Genomic DNA, 17,878 nt, shown 5'->3' with positions numbered 1-17,878 from the left:
ATGCCGCCTCGGACGCTCTGCGTCCGCCTTCGTGACGCGGAGCGTCACGGGATGCATTCCCACGCGGAGCGTGGGAACGATCGACAGGTCTGCTTTGCCTTCTTCAATATCCTGCCGGCCTATGGCGCCCGCTCGCTGTTCAAGCGCTACATCACGGGCCCAACTGCACGCCAACTGATGATCGTTCCCACGCTCTGCGTGGGAATGCCGCCTCGGACGCTCTGCGTCCGCCTTCGTGACGCGGAGCGTCACGGGATGCGTTCCCACGCGGAGCGTGGGAACGATCGACATCACGCCAGTTTGCTTTTCAGGCTCTGCATGACGGCTGCCTTGTTTTCGAGGTAGTCGTTCAGGCCACGTGCGCGAAGGTTGCACGCGTCGCAGTTGCCACAACCCGTACCGATAATGCCGTTGTAGCAGGTCAGGGTCTGGTTGCGGATCAGGTCCAGCTGCTGGTGATCGTCCGCCAGGGCCCAGGTCTCGGCCTTGTTCAGCCACATCAACGGCGTTTCCAGGCGCACGTCGTATTCCATGCCCAGTTGCAGCGCTTTGTTCAGCGCCTTGACGAACTCGTCCCGGCAATCGGGATAGCCGGAGAAGTCGGTTTCACACACCCCGGTGATCACCGTTTCCGCCTTGACCTGGTAGGCGTAGATCGCCGCGAGGGTCAGAAACAGAATGTTCCTGCCAGGCACGAAGGTGCTCGGCAAACTCTCGCCCGAGCTGTTCACCGTGGGTACCGGAATGTTGTCGCGGGTCAGGCTGCTGATGGCCAGCTCGTTCAACAGCGACACGTCCATCACTTTGTGAACGGTGGCGCCCAGCTGTTTGGCGAGTTTCTGTGCGACTTCGATTTCCGCCACATGGCGCTGGCCATAATCGAAGGTAATGCAGTGCACCTCGTCATACAGCGCCAGTGCCTGGATCAGGCAGGTGGTCGAATCCTGCCCACCACTGAATACGATAACGGCTTTTTTACTCATCACGCTGCTTCCTGCATTTGTAAGATTTGGCATAGTTTAAAGGCCCCTCAATAAAAAACCCCGCGCTTCTTTCGAAGGCGGGGTTTTTTACTGCTCGATCACTCAGTGAGCGTACGTCAGCAGCAACTCTTTCGGCACCTGGAAATCCAGGGACATCATCACGCTCAAGGCGGTGATGGTGAAGATCGAGAAGACAAACAGCTTGCGTGCCCAGACGGTGTCATCCACCGCCTTGTAGCCGGTCCAGGCCATGTACAACCAGTACATGCCCATGGCGGCGGCAACGGCGAGGTAGCTCATGCCGGCGTAGCCACTGAAGGTCAACATCAAGGTCGCCACGAGGAAGGCCAGGATGTAGAGCAGGATGTGTTTCTTGGCGACCTTGATGCCACGCTTGACCGGAAGAACCGGAATCGAGGCAGCCAGGTAGTCGTTGAAGCGGAAGATCGCGATGGCATAGGAGTGCGGCATCTGCCACAGGCTGAACATCACCAGTAGCACCAACGCGGCCATGTCGAAGCTATTGGTCACAGCCACATAACCAATCACCGGCGGCATCGCCCCCGACAGACTGCCCACCAGCGTGCCGTGAACCGACTTGCGCTTGAGGTACAGGCTGTAGAAGCCGACGTAGATGACAAAGCCGATCACGGCAAACAGCGCCGCCAGCGGGTTGGCCACCTTGTACAGCAACACCACGCCGGCGATACCCAGGATGGTCGCGAAGATCAGTGCCAGTTTCAGGGAGATAAGGCCCTGGACCAGCACACGATTCTTGGTGCGTTCCATCTTGATGTCGATATCGCGGTCGATGCAGTTGTTGAATACACAACCGGAAGCTACCACCAGGGACGTGCCGATCATCGCAGCCAGGAAAATGGCCAGATCGACATGCCCCTTGGAGGCCAGGAAGAAACCGCCTGCCACAGAAAGCACGTTACCGAAAATGATCCCCGGTTTGGTGATTTGGATAAAGTGCTTAAGCGACATCGGGTCTTACCTCACTTCGCCATCATGAACGTATGGATGCTGAACATGATCCATACCGACAGGCCAACCAGCAGGAGGATCACCAAACCTGCGAACACGAAAGCAATCACGTTATCGCGCTGAGCCTTCGAGCGGTCCAGGTGCAGGAAGTACACCAGGTGAACCAGGACCTGGATCACCGCGAACGCCAGGACGATCATCAAGGTGATCGACTTCGGCAAGGTTGGGTACATCACCAGGCCGAACGGGATCAGCGTCAGGATGACCGACAGGATGAAGCCAATGGCGTACGACTTGACGCTGCCGTGGCTGTCATCATGGCTGTCATGGGAATGTGCATTAGCCATTACAGAGTCCCCATCAGGTAGACAACGGTGAAGACGCAGATCCAGACCACGTCCAGGAAGTGCCAGAACAGGCTCAGGCAGCTCAGGCGAGTCTTGTTGGTGTTGGTCAGGCCATGTTTGTTGACCTGATACATCATGGTCGCCATCCAGATCAGACCGGCAGTCACGTGCAGACCGTGGGTGCCTACCAGCGTGAAGAACGCCGACAGGAAGCCGCTACGGTGCGGGCCGTAACCTTCGGAGATCAGCAGGTGGAACTCGTTGACCTCCATGCCGATGAAGCCCAGGCCGAACAGGAAGGTCAGTGCCAACCAGCTCAGGACGCCTTTCTTGCTGCCCTTGTAGAAGGCCAGCATGGCGAAGCCGTAGGTGATCGAGCTGAACAACAGCAAGGCGGTTTCGCCGAGCACGTAAGGCAGTTCGAAGATGTCGTGGCCCGACGGGCCACCCGCTACGTTGTTTACCAGTACCGCGTACACCGCGAAGATCGACGCAAACAAGATGCAGTCGGTCATCAGGTAGAGCCAGAAACCGAATACGGTCATTGGCCCCGAGTCGTGGTGATGGTCATCGTGCCCATGGTCATCGACATGGGCGTGTCCAGCATTGGTCACTAAGTTCGACATGGTTTAAGCCTGTTCCAACGAGGTTTCAACACGGTTGGCCGGGATCTTCTTCTCGGCAACCAGGCGAGCGTGTTGCTCGGCTTCGATGCGTTCGATCACGTCGACCGGCACCATGTAGCCTTGGTCATCACGGGCAGCGTGAACGATGAAGTAGCCGATGGTGCCCACCAGGCTCACGATGGCCAGCCACCAGATGTGCCAGATCATCGCGAAACCGAACACGGTCAACAGCGCGCCCATCACAACGCCGGTAGCGGTGTTGTTAGGCATGTGGATCGGTTCGTAACGCGCAGGCTTCTGGTACGCAGTACCGTCTTCCTTGGCTTCGGTGAACGGATCGATGCTGTCAGCCTTCGGCAGTACGGCAAAGTTGTAGAACGGCGGTGGCGACGAAGTCGACCATTCCAGGGTGTGTGCATTCCATGGGTCGCCGGATTCGCACATGTTCTGCTTGCGATCACGCACGCTGACATACAGCTGGATCAGCTGGCAGGCGATACCCACAGCGATCATCAGTGCACCCACCATGGCAACGTACAGGTACGGTACCCACTCAGGGTTGGTCGTGGCGTTCAGACGACGGGTCATGCCCATGAAGCCCAGAGCGTAGAGCGGCATGAACGCGACGAAGAAGCCCGAGATCCAGAACCAGAACGCAGCCTTGCCCCAGCCTTCGTGCAGCTTGAAGCCGAACGCTTTCGGGAAGTAGAAGCTGAAACCTGCGATGTAGCCGAATACTGCGCCGCCGATGATCACGTTATGGAAGTGAGCAATGACGAACAGGCTGTTGTGCAGTACGAAGTCAGCACCCGGGATGGCCAGCAGTACGCCGGTCATGCCGCCGATCGCGAAGGTCACCATGAAGCCCAGGGTCCACAGAACCTGGCTGGTGATACGCAGACGACCGTGATAGATGGTGAATAGCCAGTTAAATAGCTTCACCCCCGTCGGGATGGAAATCAGCATCGTCGCCAGTCCGAAGAACGCGTTGACGCTGGCCCCCGAACCCATGGTGAAGAAGTGGTGCAGCCAAACCATGAAGCCCAGTACCGAGATCGCGCCCGAGGCGTAGATCATCGAGTGGTGACCGAACAGGCGCTTGCCCGAGAAGGTCGAAATCACTTCAGAGAAGATACCGAACGCTGGCAGGATCAGGATGTACACCTCAGGGTGACCCCATGCCCAGAACAGGTTCACGTACATCATTGGATTGCCACCAAGTTCATTGGTGAAAATGTGGAAATCCAGGTAACGGTCAAGCGACAGCAACGCCATGGTTGCAGCCAGGATCGGGAACGATGCAACGATCAGTACGTTGGCCCAGGTGCAGGTCCAGGTGAAGATCGGCATGTCCATCAGCTTCATGCCAGGGGCGCGCATTTTCAAGACGGTGGCCAGGAAGTTGACCCCCGTCAGTGTCGTCCCGAGTCCTGATAACTGTAGCGCCCAGATGTAGTAATCCACACCCACGCCCGGACTGTAGGCCAGGCCCGACAATGGCGGATACGCAACCCAACCGGTCTTGGCGAATTCGCCGACGCCCAGGGACAGGTTGATCAGCACTACGCCGGATACCAGCAGCCAGAAGCTCAGGGAGTTCAGGAACGGGAACGCAACGTCACGCGCACCGATCTGCAGCGGCAAGGCAAGGTTCATCAGGCCGGTGAAGAAAGGCATCGCCATGAAGATGATCATGATCACACCGTGGGCGGTGAAGATCTGGTCATAGTGTTCAGGAGGCAGGTAGCCAGGCGAACCCTCGGTGGCCATGGCCAACTGGGTACGCATCATGATGGCGTCGGCAAAACCACGCAGCAGCATGACCATGGCAACGATGACGTACATGACGCCGATTTTCTTGTGGTCGACCGAAGTCAGCCACTCGGTCCACAGGTAGGTCCACTTCTTGAAGTAAGTGATACCTGCAAACAGTGCCAGACCACCCAGCGCGATCATGGCGATGGTCACCATCACGATCGGCTCGTGGAACGGGACCGCATCCCAACTTAATTTACCAAACATCGTTTACTCCTCTGCCCCAGCAGTTGAATGCGAGCCCGTGTCAGAACCTTCAACCGCGGCCACTTCTTTCTTCTCGTGCTCGATCGGCTTGCCTGGCTTCATACCTTCGTACTTGTCGACGATTTTCTGAAACAGGTCCGGCTCGTACGTGGAGTACAGGGCGACTGGGTTGTTCTGGCTTGGTTTGGCAAGGGCGTCGTATTCAGCTTGATCAAGCTGTTTAGGTGCGGCCTTGACTTCGGCTACCCAGGCGTTGAAATCTTCCTGGCTCGTCGAGATCGCTTTGAATTTCATGCCGGTGAAGCCAGCACCGCTGTAGTTGGCGGAGATGCCTTCCATTTCAGCTTTCTCGTTCGCGATCAGGTGCAGACGGGTCTGCATGCCTGCCATCGCGTAGATCTGGCCACCCAGTGCAGGGATGAAGAACGAGTTCATCACGGCGTCGGAGGTGATCCGGAAATTAAGCGGGGTGTTCTCCGGGAACCGGATCTGGTTCACAGTGGCGATACCCAGGTCCGGGTAGATGAACAGCCACTTCCAGTCCAGCGCGACCACTTCGATGTTGATCGGCTTGACGTCGGAGTCCAGCGGACGGTACGGGTCCAGCTCATGGGTCGACTTATAGGTGATGTAACCCAGGGCGATGATGATGAGGATCGGCACCAGCCACACCGCGATTTCAATCTTGGTGGAGTGCGACCACTTCGGCGCATAGGTGGCGCTGGTGTTCGACGCGCGGTATTTCCAGGCGAACGCGAACGTCATGATGATCACGGGCACCACGACCAACAGCATCAGCAGGGTGGCGGTGATGATCAGGTTGCGTTGATCCAGACCGACCTGACCTTTAGGGTCGAGCAAGGTCCACTTGCAGCCTCCCAGCATTAACATCATGCCAAGCAGCGGCAAAAAGCCTAGTAATCGGGGGTACCTGTTTTTACTCATCTCACGACCTCTAAAGCAGCTTGCGCAATGCAGTTGGGTTTTGATCGCCAACACTTCACCCTGCCAAGGGTTGGCATTTCTCTTCGATTGAATAAGGGCCTGCCCGTCGCACCTTGCGCGAATCGACACGTCCCGGGCTAGCGGTGAGTTCTTATTCGAATTCGTTGGTCAAAGGCCTTGTTACAGACCAATTCCATTTGGTGCGGATAGTTGAAAGGCTGCCGGCACCTGGGGTCGCATGAAACGTTACATCCGCTTCTCGACCGCCCTAGTTTGCTCAGGGGTGAGCAGCACCGGACATTCAGTGCGGGCGATTGTAGTTAGCTAGCGATGTATAAACCATGTCTTATCCAGAAATAATTTTTATCGTTTCCAGCAATAATCCTTCACCATTATTGCAAAGGTCCGCGATCGTATCGCGTTTGATTCTCGACAAAAACCACAAAAAATGCCGTGTTATTGGGCAATCTGCCACATCCCTTACAGCCTGTAAGGGCATCGAAAACGGATCCAAGTCCCCTAAAAACAAGGCATTCGGACATCGGGCAATGTCGCCGACCGCACGCCACTCGCGGCGTCGGCCAGACGACGAACTGACAGCCATAAAACGCCGCTTCATGCAAATTTATGGCGCGTTTACGAGCGTCAGAAACGTCCTGCGGCAGCTTCCGTGTGACAACATGTCGCACGCTGCGCACACCCAAACTTGCCCCGCGTCACGGCCTCTTCACAAATGCCTACAAACAAAAACGCCCCAGCCTTCTTTAGAGGAAGGCCGGGGCGTTGAGTTGTAACCGCTTAGGCTTTGCCCTGGCGATTACGGTAAATGCCCAGTGGCACCAGGATCACCGTCAGCACAAAGGCCACCAGCGCCCACTGGGCCAGGGACAGGCCGAGCACGGGCGGGTACGGCGTCTCGCAGAAGCCGTCGACCTGGAACCCCAGGGGAAACACCGAGGCCAGCGGCAAGCCATCGACAATCGGTTGCAGCACGTCGATGCCGCAGCTGACCTTCGGAAAGAACTGGATGTACACGTGATAGCCGGCAGCGGCGACGCCCCCCAGGGCGCTGAGGGTCACCAGTGCTTCAAACACCGTGACACTGCGGGTGGTGCGCATGGCGGCACCGATGAAGGCGAAGATCGCGATCAGCAGCAAGGCATAACGTTGCAGGATGCACAGCGGGCAAGGGGCCTCGCCCAGCACCACCTGCATGTACAGCGCCCCGCCGATCAGCGCCAGGCAGATGATGCCCAGCAGTACCAGAAAGCGTCGCTCCCTGCCCAAACGCAATTCGTCGATCATCCCCGTTTCCCTTTAGCCAATGATGGTTGTGCCAATGGCCGCAAGTTTACACGCGGACGGTGAAAGTTGAGCAGTTGGCGTGTGGAGGTTTAAACAGGAGGCATTAACAGGAGATTAATCAGGGAAAATGGAGATCAAAATGTGGGAGCGGGCTTGCTCGCGAAAGCGGAGTGTCAGTCACTGAATGTGTGCCTGATACACCGCCTTCGCGAGCAAGTCGAATCGTCGCACCGCCGCTCCCACATTTTTGACCGAGTAAGTTATTCCAGAGCCGACGCCGGCCCAAAGAACTCATACCGGCTCTGCGCTTCCGGCACACCCAGGGCCTTCAAGTGACGCTTGATCGCCGCCATGAAGCCTTTAGGCCCCAGGAAGTACGCATCCACATCGCGCTCCTGGGGCAACCACGCCGCCAGTTGCTCCTGGCTCAGCATCCCGACCTTGTCCGCCGCCGGGCTCACGCCATCATCCTCGGCGTAGCAATAGAAGCGCTTGAGCTGCGGATGCTGCGCGGCCAGGCCATCCACCCACTCACGGAACGCATGCACGCCGCCATTACGCGCGCAGTGGATAAAGTGAACCGGACGCTCGGTGGCCAGCGCCGCTTCGAGCATCGGCAATGTTGGCGTGATGCCCACGCCGCCGCTGATCAGCACCAATGGCTTGTCGCTGGCCGCCAGGGTGAACTCCCCCGAAGGCGGGAACAGATCGATGGTCGCACCCACCTGGAACTGGTCATGCAGGTAGTTCGACACCCGCCCACCGGCTTCGCGCTTGACGCTGATGCGGTACTGGCCCGAATCGCCACGCGCCGACAGGGAATAGTTGCGGCGCACTTCCTCGCCCTCCAGTACCAGCTTCATGCCGATGTACTGCCCAGGCTCGGCGGCCAGGATCGGGCCGTTATCCACAGGCGCGAAGTAGAACGAGACAATTTCCGCGCTCTCCTCCACACGCTTGACCAAGGTGAACGGCCGCGCGCCACGCCAGCCGCCCGGTGCTTGTTCCTTCTCTTTATAGATAGCCGCCTCGGCACCGATCAGGATGTCGGCCAATTGGCCATAGGCGGCGCCCCAGGCACTCATCACTTCAGGGGTGGCGATTTCGCTGCCCAGCACTTCGGAAATTGCCCGCAGCAGGCAGGTACCGACAATCGGGTAATGCTCCGGCAGGATCTGCAGGGCCACGTGCTTGTTGATGATCTTTGCCACCAGATCGCCCAACTGGTCGAGTTGGTCGATATGCCGGGCGTACATCAGCACGCCGTTGGCCAAGGCCCGGGGCTGGTCGCCGCTGGCCTGGTGGGCCTGGTTGAACAGCGGACGTACTTCTGGGTATTCGGACAGCATCATCCGGTAGAAATGGGTGATCAGGGCTTCGCCGCCACTTTCCAGCAGGGGCACGGTGGATTTGACGATGGCACGGTCTTGGGCACTAAGCATGGCAGACTCCTGAGTCTTCTTACTGAATACCCTTTACTACTCAGTATTCATGCCAACCAATAAATCCTTATAAATCAAATGCTTAATATTAATATAGTCAATATGACTTCCTACGTTATATAGTCACTATGACTACAAGGAGTCATTATGACTGCGAAGCCGCTGCTCACCACCCTGCTGCCCCTGGTCGCCGACCTGTCCCGCGAGTTGCCCGAAGGCGAGCGTTACCGGCGCCTGCTCCAGGCCATGCGCGCCCTGCTACCCTGCGACGCGGCCGCCCTGCTGCGCCTCGACGGCGAATGGCTGGTGCCGCTGGCAGTGGATGGCTTGAGTACCGACACCCTCGGCCGGCGCTTCAAGGTCAGCGAACATCCGCGTTTCGCCGTGCTGCTCAGCAGCCCCGGCCCTACCCGCTTTGACAGCGACAGCGAACTGCCCGACCCCTATGACGGCCTGGTGGATGGCCTGCACGGGCATCTGGAAGTCCACGACTGCATGGGCTGCCCGCTGTTTGTCGACGACCGGCCCTGGGGCCTGCTGACCCTCGACGCCCTGGATACCGAGCGCTTCGAACGGGTGGAACTGGACGCCCTGCAAGCCTTCGCCAGCCTCGCCGCCGCCACCGTCAATGTCGCTGAACGCATTGAACGCCTGGCCCTGCGCGCCGAAGACGAACACCAGCGCGCCGAAATCTACCGCCAGGCCAGCGGCCAGCAGCACAAGGAAATGATCGGCCAGAGCAAGAGCCACAAACGCCTGGTGGAAGAAATCAACCTGGTGGGTGGCAGTGACCTGACGGTATTGATCACCGGCGAGACCGGCGTGGGCAAGGAGCTGGTGGCCCAGGCGATCCATGCCGCATCAAACCGCGCCGAGAAACCGCTGATCAGCCTCAACTGCGCCGCCCTGCCGGAAACCCTGGTGGAAAGCGAACTGTTCGGCCACGTGCGCGGGGCGTTTACCGGCGCGCTCAACGAACGCCGGGGCAAGTTCGAGCTGGCGAATGGCGGCACGCTGTTTCTTGATGAAGTGGGCGAGTTGTCCCTCACCGTGCAGGCCAAGCTGCTGCGGGTGCTGCAAAGTGGCCAGTTGCAGCGCCTGGGGTCTGACAAGGAGCACCAGGTGGATGTGCGCCTGATCGCCGCCACTAACCGGGATCTGGCCGAAGAAGTACGCAGCGGCCGCTATCGTGCCGACTTTTATCACCGTTTGAGTGTGTACCCGCTGCAAGTCCCGGCGCTGCGTGAGCGCGGTCGCGATGTGCTGTTGCTGGCGGGCTTTTTCCTTGAACAAAACCGCTCACGCATGGGCCTGGGCAGCCTGCGCCTGACCAGCGATGCCCAGGCGGCACTGCTGGCTTATACCTGGCCGGGGAATGTGCGCGAACTGGAACACTTGATCGGCCGCAGCGCCTTGAAAGCCCTGGGTAACTGCCGGGAGCGCCCGAAGATTCTCAGCCTCAGCGCGGCGGATCTGGACTTGCCGAACGCCACCGCGCCACCGCTCGAAGCGCAGCCCGACCCCGTGCCGGACGTCACCGGCGACCTGCGCCTGGCCACCGAGAACTACCAGCGCCAGGTCATCAGCGCCTGCCTGGAACGCCACCAGCACAACTGGGCCAGTGCCGCCCGCGAGCTGGGCCTGGACCGGGCCAACCTGGGACGAATGGCCAAGCGCCTGGGCCTGAAGTAATGAACGGTGATTCTCAGGTAAAGGAGATCAAATGTGGGAGCTGTCGAGCCCCCCACACTAAACCTGCTTCGCCTTGTAGATTGGATTGATCGGCGCGCCAGCCTTGGGCTTGCGAAACACCAACACATTCCCCAGCATCACCAGCACCAACCCCGCCAACGCCGGCGCCGTCCACTGATAGCCCTCGGCAAACGCCGAGACGTTCAACGCCACCACCGGGAACAGCACGGTGCAATACGCCGCCCGCTCCGGCCCCATGCGCCCGACCAGGGTCAGGTAGGCGGTAAAGCCAATCACCGAACCCGGGATCACCAGGTACAGCAGCGAACCGATGTACCGGCTGTTCCATTCCATGTCGAACGGAATGCCCTGCACCGCGCAGTACATCGCCAGCATCGACGCACCATAGGCCATGCCCCAGGCATTGGTGGTCAGTGGCTTGAGGCCGGCCTTCTGCTGCAGGCTCGACAGCATATTGCCCGCCGAGAAACACATGGTGCCGAGCAATGCCAAACCCAGGCCGAGCAAGGTTTGCGGGCTGGCGGTGTGCCCCACCAGTTCCGGCCAGAACAACAGCCCGAGGCCGAGCAAGCCAAGGCCGCCTCCCATCAACACATTGCGTGCGACCTTCTGCCCGAAGAACACCCGGGCGTTCAGCGCGTTCCACAAGGTGGCCGTCGAGAACACCACCGCCACCAGGCCGCTGGGAATCCACTGGCTGGCGGTCAGGAAGCACATGAAGTTGACGCAAAACAGGCACAAGCCCTGGGCCAGGCAGATCAGATGCCCGCGCCGGTTCATCACCTGCAGCTTGCGGCTGAGCAGCAGCATCACGAACAGCACCAGCGCCGCGAGGCCAAAGCGATAGACGATGGACACCGGAATCGCCACCACGCCCAGTTGCCACTTGAGGGCAATCCAGGTGGTGCCCCAGATCAGTACGGTGAGTAAATACAGGAAAAGGTTCATGGCGGGCTCCGAGGGTTGAGCTACAGTTTCGCCCCTGGCGGCACCAGGTCTCTTGCACATTCTTGCGCTTTTGTCGGCTGCCGGGATCACAGCCGCCGCCGCGGGGAGTAGGATGCAAGCCGTCAGAGAGTACGAATATGCCGCCACTGGAAACCCTGCAAGTCTTTCAATCCCTCAACCGTTCGCCCAACGCTCGCCTCGAGCTGTGCGCCGAGCTCGGTGACGGCTTGTCTGCAGCCTTGTGGAGCAACCATCACGACGCCCAGGATTACGAAGCCCCCGACCACCACACCTTGTCCTGCTACATCGGCGGCGGCACCGGCACCTTTCGCCGCGACCAGCCCGGCACCAAGGGCGGCCCGGACAAGCTGTGCATCCTGCCGGCCGAGCATCAGTCGGCCTGGGTGATCAACGGCGAAATCCGCCTGGCCCACGTGTATTTCAGCCCCGAGCAATTCGCCCTGGGCTGCGTCACCTTGCTGGACCGCGAACCCCGCGAGTTGCAACTGCGCGAGAGCACCTTCCTCGACGATGCGCGGCAGGCCCGGCGTTTTCACCAGTTGATCGGCCTGAACTGGAAAGAGCCCGGCGAACGCCTGCTGACCAGCAGCCTGGCCCATGAAATGCTCAGCCATACCTTGCTCAGCCAGGTGGGGATGCGCGAGGGTTTGCGTTTGAAAGGCGGGCTGGCCGCCCACCAGCGCCGGCAACTGGTGGAGCACATCGACCAGCAGCTGGCAGAGCCGATCAGCCTGGGGCAGTTGGCAGGCTTGTGTGCGTTGTCGGAGTACCACTTTGCGCGGATGTTTCGCGAGAGTTTTGGACTGCCGCCCCATCAATATCTGCTGGCGCGGCGCCTGGCCCGCGCCCGGGAGTTGTTGCGGGGTGGGTCGTTGCCGCTGGGCGAGATTGCCCTGGCGTGCGGGTTTTCCAGCGCGAGCCACTTTACCAACCGGTTCCGCCAGGCGATGGGCGCAACCCCTGGTGAATACCGGCAGGCGTTCCTGCCTTGAAATGCAATCTGCCTGACAGCACAGGTCCAATGTGGGAGCGGGCTTGTTCGCGAAAGCGCTGGATCAGTCAGTACATCTGTTGACTGTCACACCGCATTCGCGAGCAAGCCCGCTCCCACCTTTGATTTTCGGTGCTCAATAGTCCGTGCTGTTGGCCAGTGCCGTGGCCAGGCGGTTTTCCAGCGTCTTGACCCGCGCGCCTGCGACCACGTAATTGTTGGTCACCATCGAAAACACCAGCTTGCGCCCATTGGCATCGGTGACATACCCGGTCAACGACGACACGCCGCTCATGGAGCCGGTCTTGCCGTGCAGGTTGTTTTCCGCAGCGGTGCCCCGCAGGCGGTAACGCAGGCTGCCGCCCACCAGGCGCTGCGGATTACCGGCAACCGGCAACGCGTTGTACCAGGCGCTGAACCAGGGCTGTTTGCTGGCGGCCAGCAGCACATCCGTGAGGTTCTGCGACGACACCAGGTTACGCCGGGACAACCCCGAACCGTCCACCTGGTTCAACGTCGCCGTATCAATCCCCTGACGTTTCAGGAACCCGCCCACCGCCGCCACACCGGCAGGCGCCGTACCGGCATTCACGGTCTTGCGCCCCATGCTCTTGAGCAAGGCTTCAGACATGTTGTTATTGGAAAGCTTGAGCAACGGCGTGATCAGTTCCTGCAACGGCGCCGACTCATGCAGCGCGAGCACCGTCGCCGTGGTCGGCGTCACACCCCCGATCATCCGACGCCCCTGCACGACAATCCCCTGCTGCGCCAAGGCCTGTTCAAACAGGTTGGCCACCAGTTGCGTCGGCTCCCACACACTGACCAGTTGCGGGCTCTGCCTGCCCGGCGCCAGCGCGCCACTGAGGCGCAACAGGTTGGTGCCGTGCTGGCGATTGATTCCATAGCTGTTGCCTGTGCCGCTGACCGCACGGTTGCTGAGCTGCACGTAATCGGTAGCCGGGCTGATCTCCACCGTCACCGGGCGCCCTGCCACGACCGGCGCCCTGGCCGTGACCAGCAGGGAGCCCGCATCAAAGTCGTCATTGGGCGATACCGTCAGCGCCGAAATCTGCGCGCCGTAGTAGGTGCTTTCATCGTCCTGGGACCAGTCGGTGCCCAGGCGCTCGGCGTCGAAGAACGTGTCGTCGAACACCAGGTCGCCCCGCACCTGCCGGATGCCCTGCTGCGCCAGGTTGGCCGCCAGCGCCTGGTAATCCGCCCACTGGATCGTCGGGTCGCCCAGGCCGCGCAGGTAGAGGTTACCGTCAAGCACCGCGCCCTGGCGGATGCCGTCGCTCAACAGTTGCGTGGAAAACCGATACTGCGGCCCCAGCACATCCATCGCCGCCGCGGTGGTCAACAGCTTGAGGCTCGAAGCCGGGCTCAGCCGCGTACGCGGGTTGTGCTGGTAGAGCGTGTTGCCGCTGCGGGCATCGCGCACCATCAGCGACACGCTGGCGCCGTGCAGTGCCGGGTCGGCCAGCAACTGGTCGAGACTGGCGCTGGTGGAGGTTTTCGGCGCCGTGGCGCAACCGCCCAGCAACAAGCTCAAGCCCAGCAGCAGCCCGCCGGTGTGTATCCATCGTCCCAACTGCATCGCTATCGTGTTCCCGCAAAGTCATTAATGGCGGCCACGCTAGCAGCTCGACAACCGTATGGCGAGGCAGCCGGCTACCGCGCCATAGGGTGTAGCCGAATTTAGAACGTCAGAGTGCTGGACACCGACACCTGCCGCGCATCGCCGATGGACACGAACTGGGTGTTCACGGCCGAGGTGTAATAGGTGCGGTCAAACAGGTTCTTCACGTTGAGCTGGAACTTGACCTTCTGCCCCTCGATTTTAGTGTCATAGGTGGCGAACGCATCGGCCACGGTGTAGCCCGGCAGTTCGAAGCTGTTGGCCGCGTCCCCTGCTCGCTCGCCGACATAACGTGCCCCGGCGCCGACCCGCAGTTGGTCGCCACCGAGAATGCTGCCGAAGTCATACACCGCCGACAGCGAGCCGGTGTTCTTCGCCACGTTTTGCAGGCGATTACCTTTGTATTCGGGGTCTTCGGTGACTTCGGCATCGGTGTAGGCATAGCTGCCGATCACGCTCCACTTGTCCGTCAGTTGGCCGCTGGCATCCAGTTCCAGGCCTCGGGAGCGCACTTTGCCGGCGACGCTGTAGACCGAGGTCAGGCCATCGCCGACCTGCACCAGCACGTTGCGTTTTTCGATGTTGAACAGGGCGGCGCTGGCGGTGATGCGCCCCGGTATGTCGAGCTTGGTCCCCAACTCCCAGGACTTCGACTGCTCCGGCTCAAGGCTGCCATCCAGCACACTTTTGTTCGCCAGCGGTGCGATGGTGGAGTTGGGCTTGAACGACTCGGTGTAGCTGCCATAGAACGACAGCTCGTCAGTGTAGCGGTACACCAAGCCCGCGCGTGGCACCCACTTCTGGCCATTGCCGTCGGTGTTGGCGGTGAACGGGACACCCTTGCCGGCGTATTGGTCGTACATCTGATAACGCGCGCCACCCACCAGGATCCACTGGTCAGTGAGGTGGATCGCATCCTGCAGGAACAGCGAGTCGCTGCGCAGCAGGTCCATCTGGTTGCTGTCCGGCGCGCTGACGGTGGTGCCCGCCACTTCATTGCCATAGACCGGGTCGTTGTAGTTGAACGTGCCACGGGGCGCCTGGCGGATCAGGTCGGCCCGGTAGATCTTGCGGTATTCGTCATCCAGGCCGAAGGTCAGGTCGTGCTGCATGCCTGCGACGTTGACCTTGCCTTCAAGGCTGGCGGTGGCGAAGCGGTCGGTGGTCAGTGCGCCCTGGGTGCCGTCCATGCTGCGGGTCAGGGTGCCATTGGCGTTGACCTTGACCACACGCACCTGGCTGGCGTCGTAGGTCTCGCGGTTCCAGCTGTAGCCGAAGTGGGCTTTCCAGTCGTCATTCAAATCGTGATCGGCCTCGAAGCGGTACAGGTCGGAGCGGCCTTCCATGTTGTTGAAGGGCTCGTCCAGGCGGCGAGTCGACGGGATGTTGAGCGGGTGGTTGGTCTTGGGGTCGATGGCGGTGCCCCGGTCGAACGGCGAGAGAAACTCCCGGTGCTCATAGGCAAACAACAGCTTGGTGTTGTCGCCGTACCAGGCCAGCGACGGTGCGATCAGGCTCTCGCGGTGAGTGCCGTAGTTGCGCCAGTAATCTTCGTCTTCGTGATCGACGATCAAGCGGTACGCCAACCCGCTGTCACCGATGGGCCCTGTGGTGTCGAGGTTGCCGCCGCTGCCGTTCTTGCCGTCGCCAAAGGTCGAGCCGCGCACGGTCAGCGAGGTGGATTGGATCAGCTCGGGTTTCTTGCTGACGATATTGACCACGCCGCCCGGATCCTGGATGCCATACAGCAACGACGACGGGCCCTTGAGCACTTCGACGCGCTCGGCGGTGGAATTCAGCGCGCGGCCCTGCACCAGCGGCATGCCGTCCTGCATGATTGAACCGTTTCGGTTGTCACCAAAACCCCGCAGCATCACCGCGTCCTGGGTGCTGCCCAAGGTGTTGGCCTGGGTGATGCCACTGATGTTGGTCAGGGCATCGTCGAGGTTGCGCGGCTGTTGATCGCGCATCACCTGGGCCGGTACAACGTTGACAGTCTGTGGGGTTTCCAGCAGCAGGCCGTGGGAACGCATCACCGAACTGGTAGGCGGCGGTTGATAGCTGGTGGTATCCGAGGCCAGGGCGGCACCGTTGATGGTGGTGGCGCCGAGGTTCAGCGCGCCGTCGGTGGGCAGCGGTTCCAGGGCCAGGGTGCGGGCGTCGATCTGGCGGAAGGTGAAGCCGGAATTACCCAGCAGGCGTTGCATGGCCTGGGCCGCACTCATCTGCCCGGTGATGGCCGGGGCCTTGATGGCGTACGGCGCTTCGTCGGTGTAGACCACGCTGATGCCGGTCACCCGGGTGAAGTCGCTCAAGGCCTGGGGCAGCGGCTTGGCGGCCAGGGCAAAGTTGAACAGCGTGCTCTGCTGCTGCGCCTCGGCCGCCTGCGCCACGCCCAGGGGCAACAGCGCCAGCCCCGAAACTGCCAATACCGAGGCTCCCAGCCAATGTTTAACCGAACCCGCCGACGTTGCCCTGGACTTCATGCTTGAGAACCCGTGTGTAAAAAACGCTGTTAATGCGAATTAATCGCAGTTTCAAGCACTACACGGATGGCCGACAGGTTTACCTCACACCGATTTGAAAATAATTTCAGTCACGCCGGTTGGATCCGAAATCCGAAGCGCGGAACGTGCACATGCACGGTGCCGGCGCGGTCATCGGTGCGCCGCAGAATCAGCTCTTCGCGGCCGGCAAACAGCAACTCCCCGGCCACCGGATCGGTGCCGTAGTCGGTGGCGCTGATGGTCACTTGCTGGCCGGGCTTGAAGCCGTTCGGGTCTTCGAAGATTTCTTCCGGCAGGTTGGCCGGCGTGGCATTGCGCGCGACTTCCAGGGCTTGCTCGGCACTCATCTGGCTCGACGTGCCATGCCCGAAACCCAACACCCGGGCGAGCCAGGCGGCCACCGCAGGATAGGTTTCCACCAGCGGCGAGGTCACCGACGATCCCATGAGGAACCACAACGGGTGCGCCAGGGCGAAGTCGGCAATCGACGGCTCGCCGAACAGGAAGTCGCCCTGCTGGTGCTGCAACTGCTGATTGATACGACCGATGATCACCGGCCATTGATGCTTGGCCTGATCCAGTTGCACACGGGTGGCCGTGCCGCCACTGAACAATTTGCTGCGGTCGGCCACCAGCACCTGGAGCATTTCCGGCGGCACTTTGGCGAACTTGACCGCCAGGGATTCCGGCTGGAACACCAGGCTCACGGCATGGGAGAACACCGTCGAATCAGCCCAGGCGGCGAAGCTTTGGCTGACCAGTTCCAAGCCTTGGGGAAACAGCGCCGGCGCGGACTTTTCCTGCTCCAGGCGGCGGGCGATCAGTGCGGTGTCGCAGTAGATATCGGCGCCCACCTGCAACACCGGGGTCTTGCGATAACCACCGGTGAGGGCCGTCAAGTCAGGCTTGGGCATCACCGGCGAGATGTGCACCGAACGCCAGGACAAGCCCTTGAAGCCCAGCAACAGGCGGGCTTTTTCGGCAAACGGGGATTGCGGGTAGTGGTGCAGGATCAACTCAGTCATGCCAGGCTCCGCTCAATGAGTGAGCGTCCAGCTTAGCCTGCAAACCCGGCAAAGGCGCGCATGGGAACCTATCAGTCAAACTGATGGGCCGATCGCCGCCAGGCACTCCTTGGCGCTTTTCTTGAGTTTCTTGATCAGCCGTTCCTGGCGCAGCGCCTCGGCCTTGCTGATGCATGCCTCGGTGTACACCAGCGCCACGGCGGGGCTTGAGAGGAAAAACCGTGCGCCCTTGCCACTCTGGTGCATGGCAAAGCGGCGCACCGGGTCATTGCTGATGCCGCAATAGAGCGAGCCATTGGCGGCGCGCACCAGGTAGACAAACCACGGTTTGGCTTCAGAAGGAGTCGTCACGGATCAATTCGGCAAACCAAAGG

15 protein-coding genes are annotated in these 17,878 nt (G+C 60.6%); 2 read left to right on the top strand and 13 right to left on the bottom strand.

Annotated features, from left to right (window positions below; genetic code table 11):
- Window positions 1-290: 290 nt before the first annotated feature.
- From queC to hmpA, 8 genes are all read right to left on the bottom strand, one after another.
- The gene (gene queC, locus ACW9I6_RS08625) at window positions 291-983 is read right to left on the bottom strand and encodes a 7-cyano-7-deazaguanine synthase QueC (protein WP_003216378.1); all 693 of its coding nucleotides are present in this window, start codon (window positions 981-983) and stop codon (window positions 291-293) included.
- A gap of 102 nt (window positions 984-1,085) precedes the next feature.
- Window positions 1,086-1,973, bottom strand: coding sequence for a heme o synthase (gene cyoE / locus ACW9I6_RS08620; RefSeq protein WP_003216376.1), 888 nt, complete (start codon window positions 1,971-1,973; stop codon window positions 1,086-1,088).
- A gap of 11 nt (window positions 1,974-1,984) precedes the next feature.
- Window positions 1,985-2,320, bottom strand: a complete 336-nt coding sequence (cyoD, locus tag ACW9I6_RS08615) for a cytochrome o ubiquinol oxidase subunit IV (protein WP_003216374.1) — start codon at window positions 2,318-2,320, stop codon at window positions 1,985-1,987.
- Window positions 2,320-2,946 (bottom strand): cytochrome o ubiquinol oxidase subunit III, encoded by a 627-nt coding sequence (locus ACW9I6_RS08610; RefSeq protein ID WP_008435616.1) that lies wholly within the window; start codon window positions 2,944-2,946, stop codon window positions 2,320-2,322. Before ACW9I6_RS08610 ends, cyoD begins: the two co-directional genes overlap by 1 nt.
- A 3-nt stretch (window positions 2,947-2,949) precedes the next feature.
- On the bottom strand, window positions 2,950-4,968 hold the full coding sequence (cyoB, locus tag ACW9I6_RS08605) for a cytochrome o ubiquinol oxidase subunit I (protein WP_003216371.1): 2,019 nt from the start codon (window positions 4,966-4,968) through the stop codon (window positions 2,950-2,952).
- A gap of 3 nt (window positions 4,969-4,971) precedes the next feature.
- On the bottom strand, window positions 4,972-5,913 hold the full coding sequence (gene cyoA, locus ACW9I6_RS08600; RefSeq protein WP_008435619.1) for a ubiquinol oxidase subunit II: 942 nt from the start codon (window positions 5,911-5,913) through the stop codon (window positions 4,972-4,974).
- A gap of 798 nt (window positions 5,914-6,711) precedes the next feature.
- Window positions 6,712-7,218 carry a disulfide bond formation protein B gene (locus tag ACW9I6_RS08595; RefSeq protein ID WP_008435621.1) on the bottom strand — a complete coding sequence of 169 codons (507 nt, stop codon included), beginning with the start codon at window positions 7,216-7,218 and terminating at the stop codon, window positions 6,712-6,714.
- A 260-nt stretch (window positions 7,219-7,478) separates the two neighbouring features.
- Window positions 7,479-8,660, bottom strand: coding sequence for an NO-inducible flavohemoprotein (gene hmpA, locus ACW9I6_RS08590; RefSeq protein ID WP_177040291.1), 1,182 nt, complete (start codon window positions 8,658-8,660; stop codon window positions 7,479-7,481).
- 147 nt (window positions 8,661-8,807) lie between these two features.
- On the opposite strand from hmpA, the gene norR reads away from it, so the two are divergent.
- The gene (gene norR / locus ACW9I6_RS08585; protein WP_087692812.1) at window positions 8,808-10,352 is read left to right on the top strand and encodes a nitric oxide reductase transcriptional regulator NorR; all 1,545 of its coding nucleotides are present in this window, start codon (window positions 8,808-8,810) and stop codon (window positions 10,350-10,352) included.
- A gap of 57 nt (window positions 10,353-10,409) precedes the next feature.
- Here norR and ACW9I6_RS08580 read toward each other — a convergent pair whose 3' ends face one another.
- Entirely contained in the window at window positions 10,410-11,321 is a 912-nt protein-coding gene (locus tag ACW9I6_RS08580) for a DMT family transporter (protein WP_008435625.1), read from the bottom strand.
- 137 nt (window positions 11,322-11,458) lie between these two features.
- Between ACW9I6_RS08580 and ACW9I6_RS08575 the strand changes: the two genes are divergently transcribed.
- A complete protein-coding gene (locus ACW9I6_RS08575; RefSeq protein WP_008435627.1) occupies window positions 11,459-12,334 on the top strand; it encodes a helix-turn-helix domain-containing protein in 876 nt (291 codons plus the stop codon).
- A 135-nt stretch (window positions 12,335-12,469) separates the two neighbouring features.
- Here the strand turns inward: ACW9I6_RS08575 and dacB are convergent, their stop codons facing one another.
- The 4 genes from dacB to ACW9I6_RS08555 form a co-directional block, all read right to left on the bottom strand.
- Window positions 12,470-13,930, bottom strand: a complete 1,461-nt coding sequence (dacB, locus tag ACW9I6_RS08570) for a D-alanyl-D-alanine carboxypeptidase/D-alanyl-D-alanine endopeptidase (protein WP_457339185.1) — start codon at window positions 13,928-13,930, stop codon at window positions 12,470-12,472.
- A gap of 101 nt (window positions 13,931-14,031) precedes the next feature.
- Complete coding sequence (locus tag ACW9I6_RS08565) at window positions 14,032-16,458, bottom strand: TonB-dependent siderophore receptor (RefSeq protein WP_050550311.1); 2,427 nt, start codon at window positions 16,456-16,458, stop codon at window positions 14,032-14,034.
- 110 nt (window positions 16,459-16,568) lie between these two features.
- Entirely contained in the window at window positions 16,569-17,504 is a 936-nt protein-coding gene (locus tag ACW9I6_RS08560; protein WP_008435631.1) for a glutathione S-transferase family protein, read from the bottom strand.
- A gap of 75 nt (window positions 17,505-17,579) precedes the next feature.
- Complete coding sequence (locus tag ACW9I6_RS08555; protein ID WP_003216354.1) at window positions 17,580-17,855, bottom strand: GIY-YIG nuclease family protein; 276 nt, start codon at window positions 17,853-17,855, stop codon at window positions 17,580-17,582.
- Between the last annotated feature and the right edge of the window lie 23 nt (window positions 17,856-17,878).

This window comes from Pseudomonas sp. SDO5522_S412 (assembly GCF_054071215.1).
Note: the sequence above shows the minus strand (reverse complement) of the source record. Positions and strands in the feature narration are given on the sequence as shown.

What these genes read in the sequence shown, in the direction of transcription:
- queC (WP_003216378.1), bottom strand. Translation starts at nt 983, where the DNA reads ATGAGTAAAAAAGCCGTTATCGTATTCAGTGGTGGGCAGGATTCGACC.
- cyoE (WP_003216376.1), bottom strand. Translation starts at nt 1,973, where the DNA reads ATGTCGCTTAAGCACTTTATCCAAATCACCAAACCGGGGATCATTTTC.
- cyoD (WP_003216374.1), bottom strand. Translation starts at nt 2,320, where the DNA reads ATGGCTAATGCACATTCCCATGACAGCCATGATGACAGCCACGGCAGC.
- ACW9I6_RS08610 (WP_008435616.1), bottom strand. Translation starts at nt 2,946, where the DNA reads ATGTCGAACTTAGTGACCAATGCTGGACACGCCCATGTCGATGACCAT.
- cyoB (WP_003216371.1), bottom strand. Translation starts at nt 4,968, where the DNA reads ATGTTTGGTAAATTAAGTTGGGATGCGGTCCCGTTCCACGAGCCGATC.
- cyoA (WP_008435619.1), bottom strand. Translation starts at nt 5,913, where the DNA reads ATGAGTAAAAACAGGTACCCCCGATTACTAGGCTTTTTGCCGCTGCTT.
- ACW9I6_RS08595 (WP_008435621.1), bottom strand. Translation starts at nt 7,218, where the DNA reads ATGATCGACGAATTGCGTTTGGGCAGGGAGCGACGCTTTCTGGTACTG.
- hmpA (WP_177040291.1), bottom strand. Translation starts at nt 8,660, where the DNA reads ATGCTTAGTGCCCAAGACCGTGCCATCGTCAAATCCACCGTGCCCCTG.
- norR (WP_087692812.1), top strand. Translation starts at nt 8,808, where the DNA reads ATGACTGCGAAGCCGCTGCTCACCACCCTGCTGCCCCTGGTCGCCGAC.
- ACW9I6_RS08580 (WP_008435625.1), bottom strand. Translation starts at nt 11,321, where the DNA reads ATGAACCTTTTCCTGTATTTACTCACCGTACTGATCTGGGGCACCACC.
- ACW9I6_RS08575 (WP_008435627.1), top strand. Translation starts at nt 11,459, where the DNA reads ATGCCGCCACTGGAAACCCTGCAAGTCTTTCAATCCCTCAACCGTTCG.
- dacB (WP_457339185.1), bottom strand. Translation starts at nt 13,930, where the DNA reads ATGCAGTTGGGACGATGGATACACACCGGCGGGCTGCTGCTGGGCTTG.
- ACW9I6_RS08565 (WP_050550311.1), bottom strand. Translation starts at nt 16,458, where the DNA reads ATGAAGTCCAGGGCAACGTCGGCGGGTTCGGTTAAACATTGGCTGGGA.
- ACW9I6_RS08560 (WP_008435631.1), bottom strand. Translation starts at nt 17,504, where the DNA reads ATGACTGAGTTGATCCTGCACCACTACCCGCAATCCCCGTTTGCCGAA.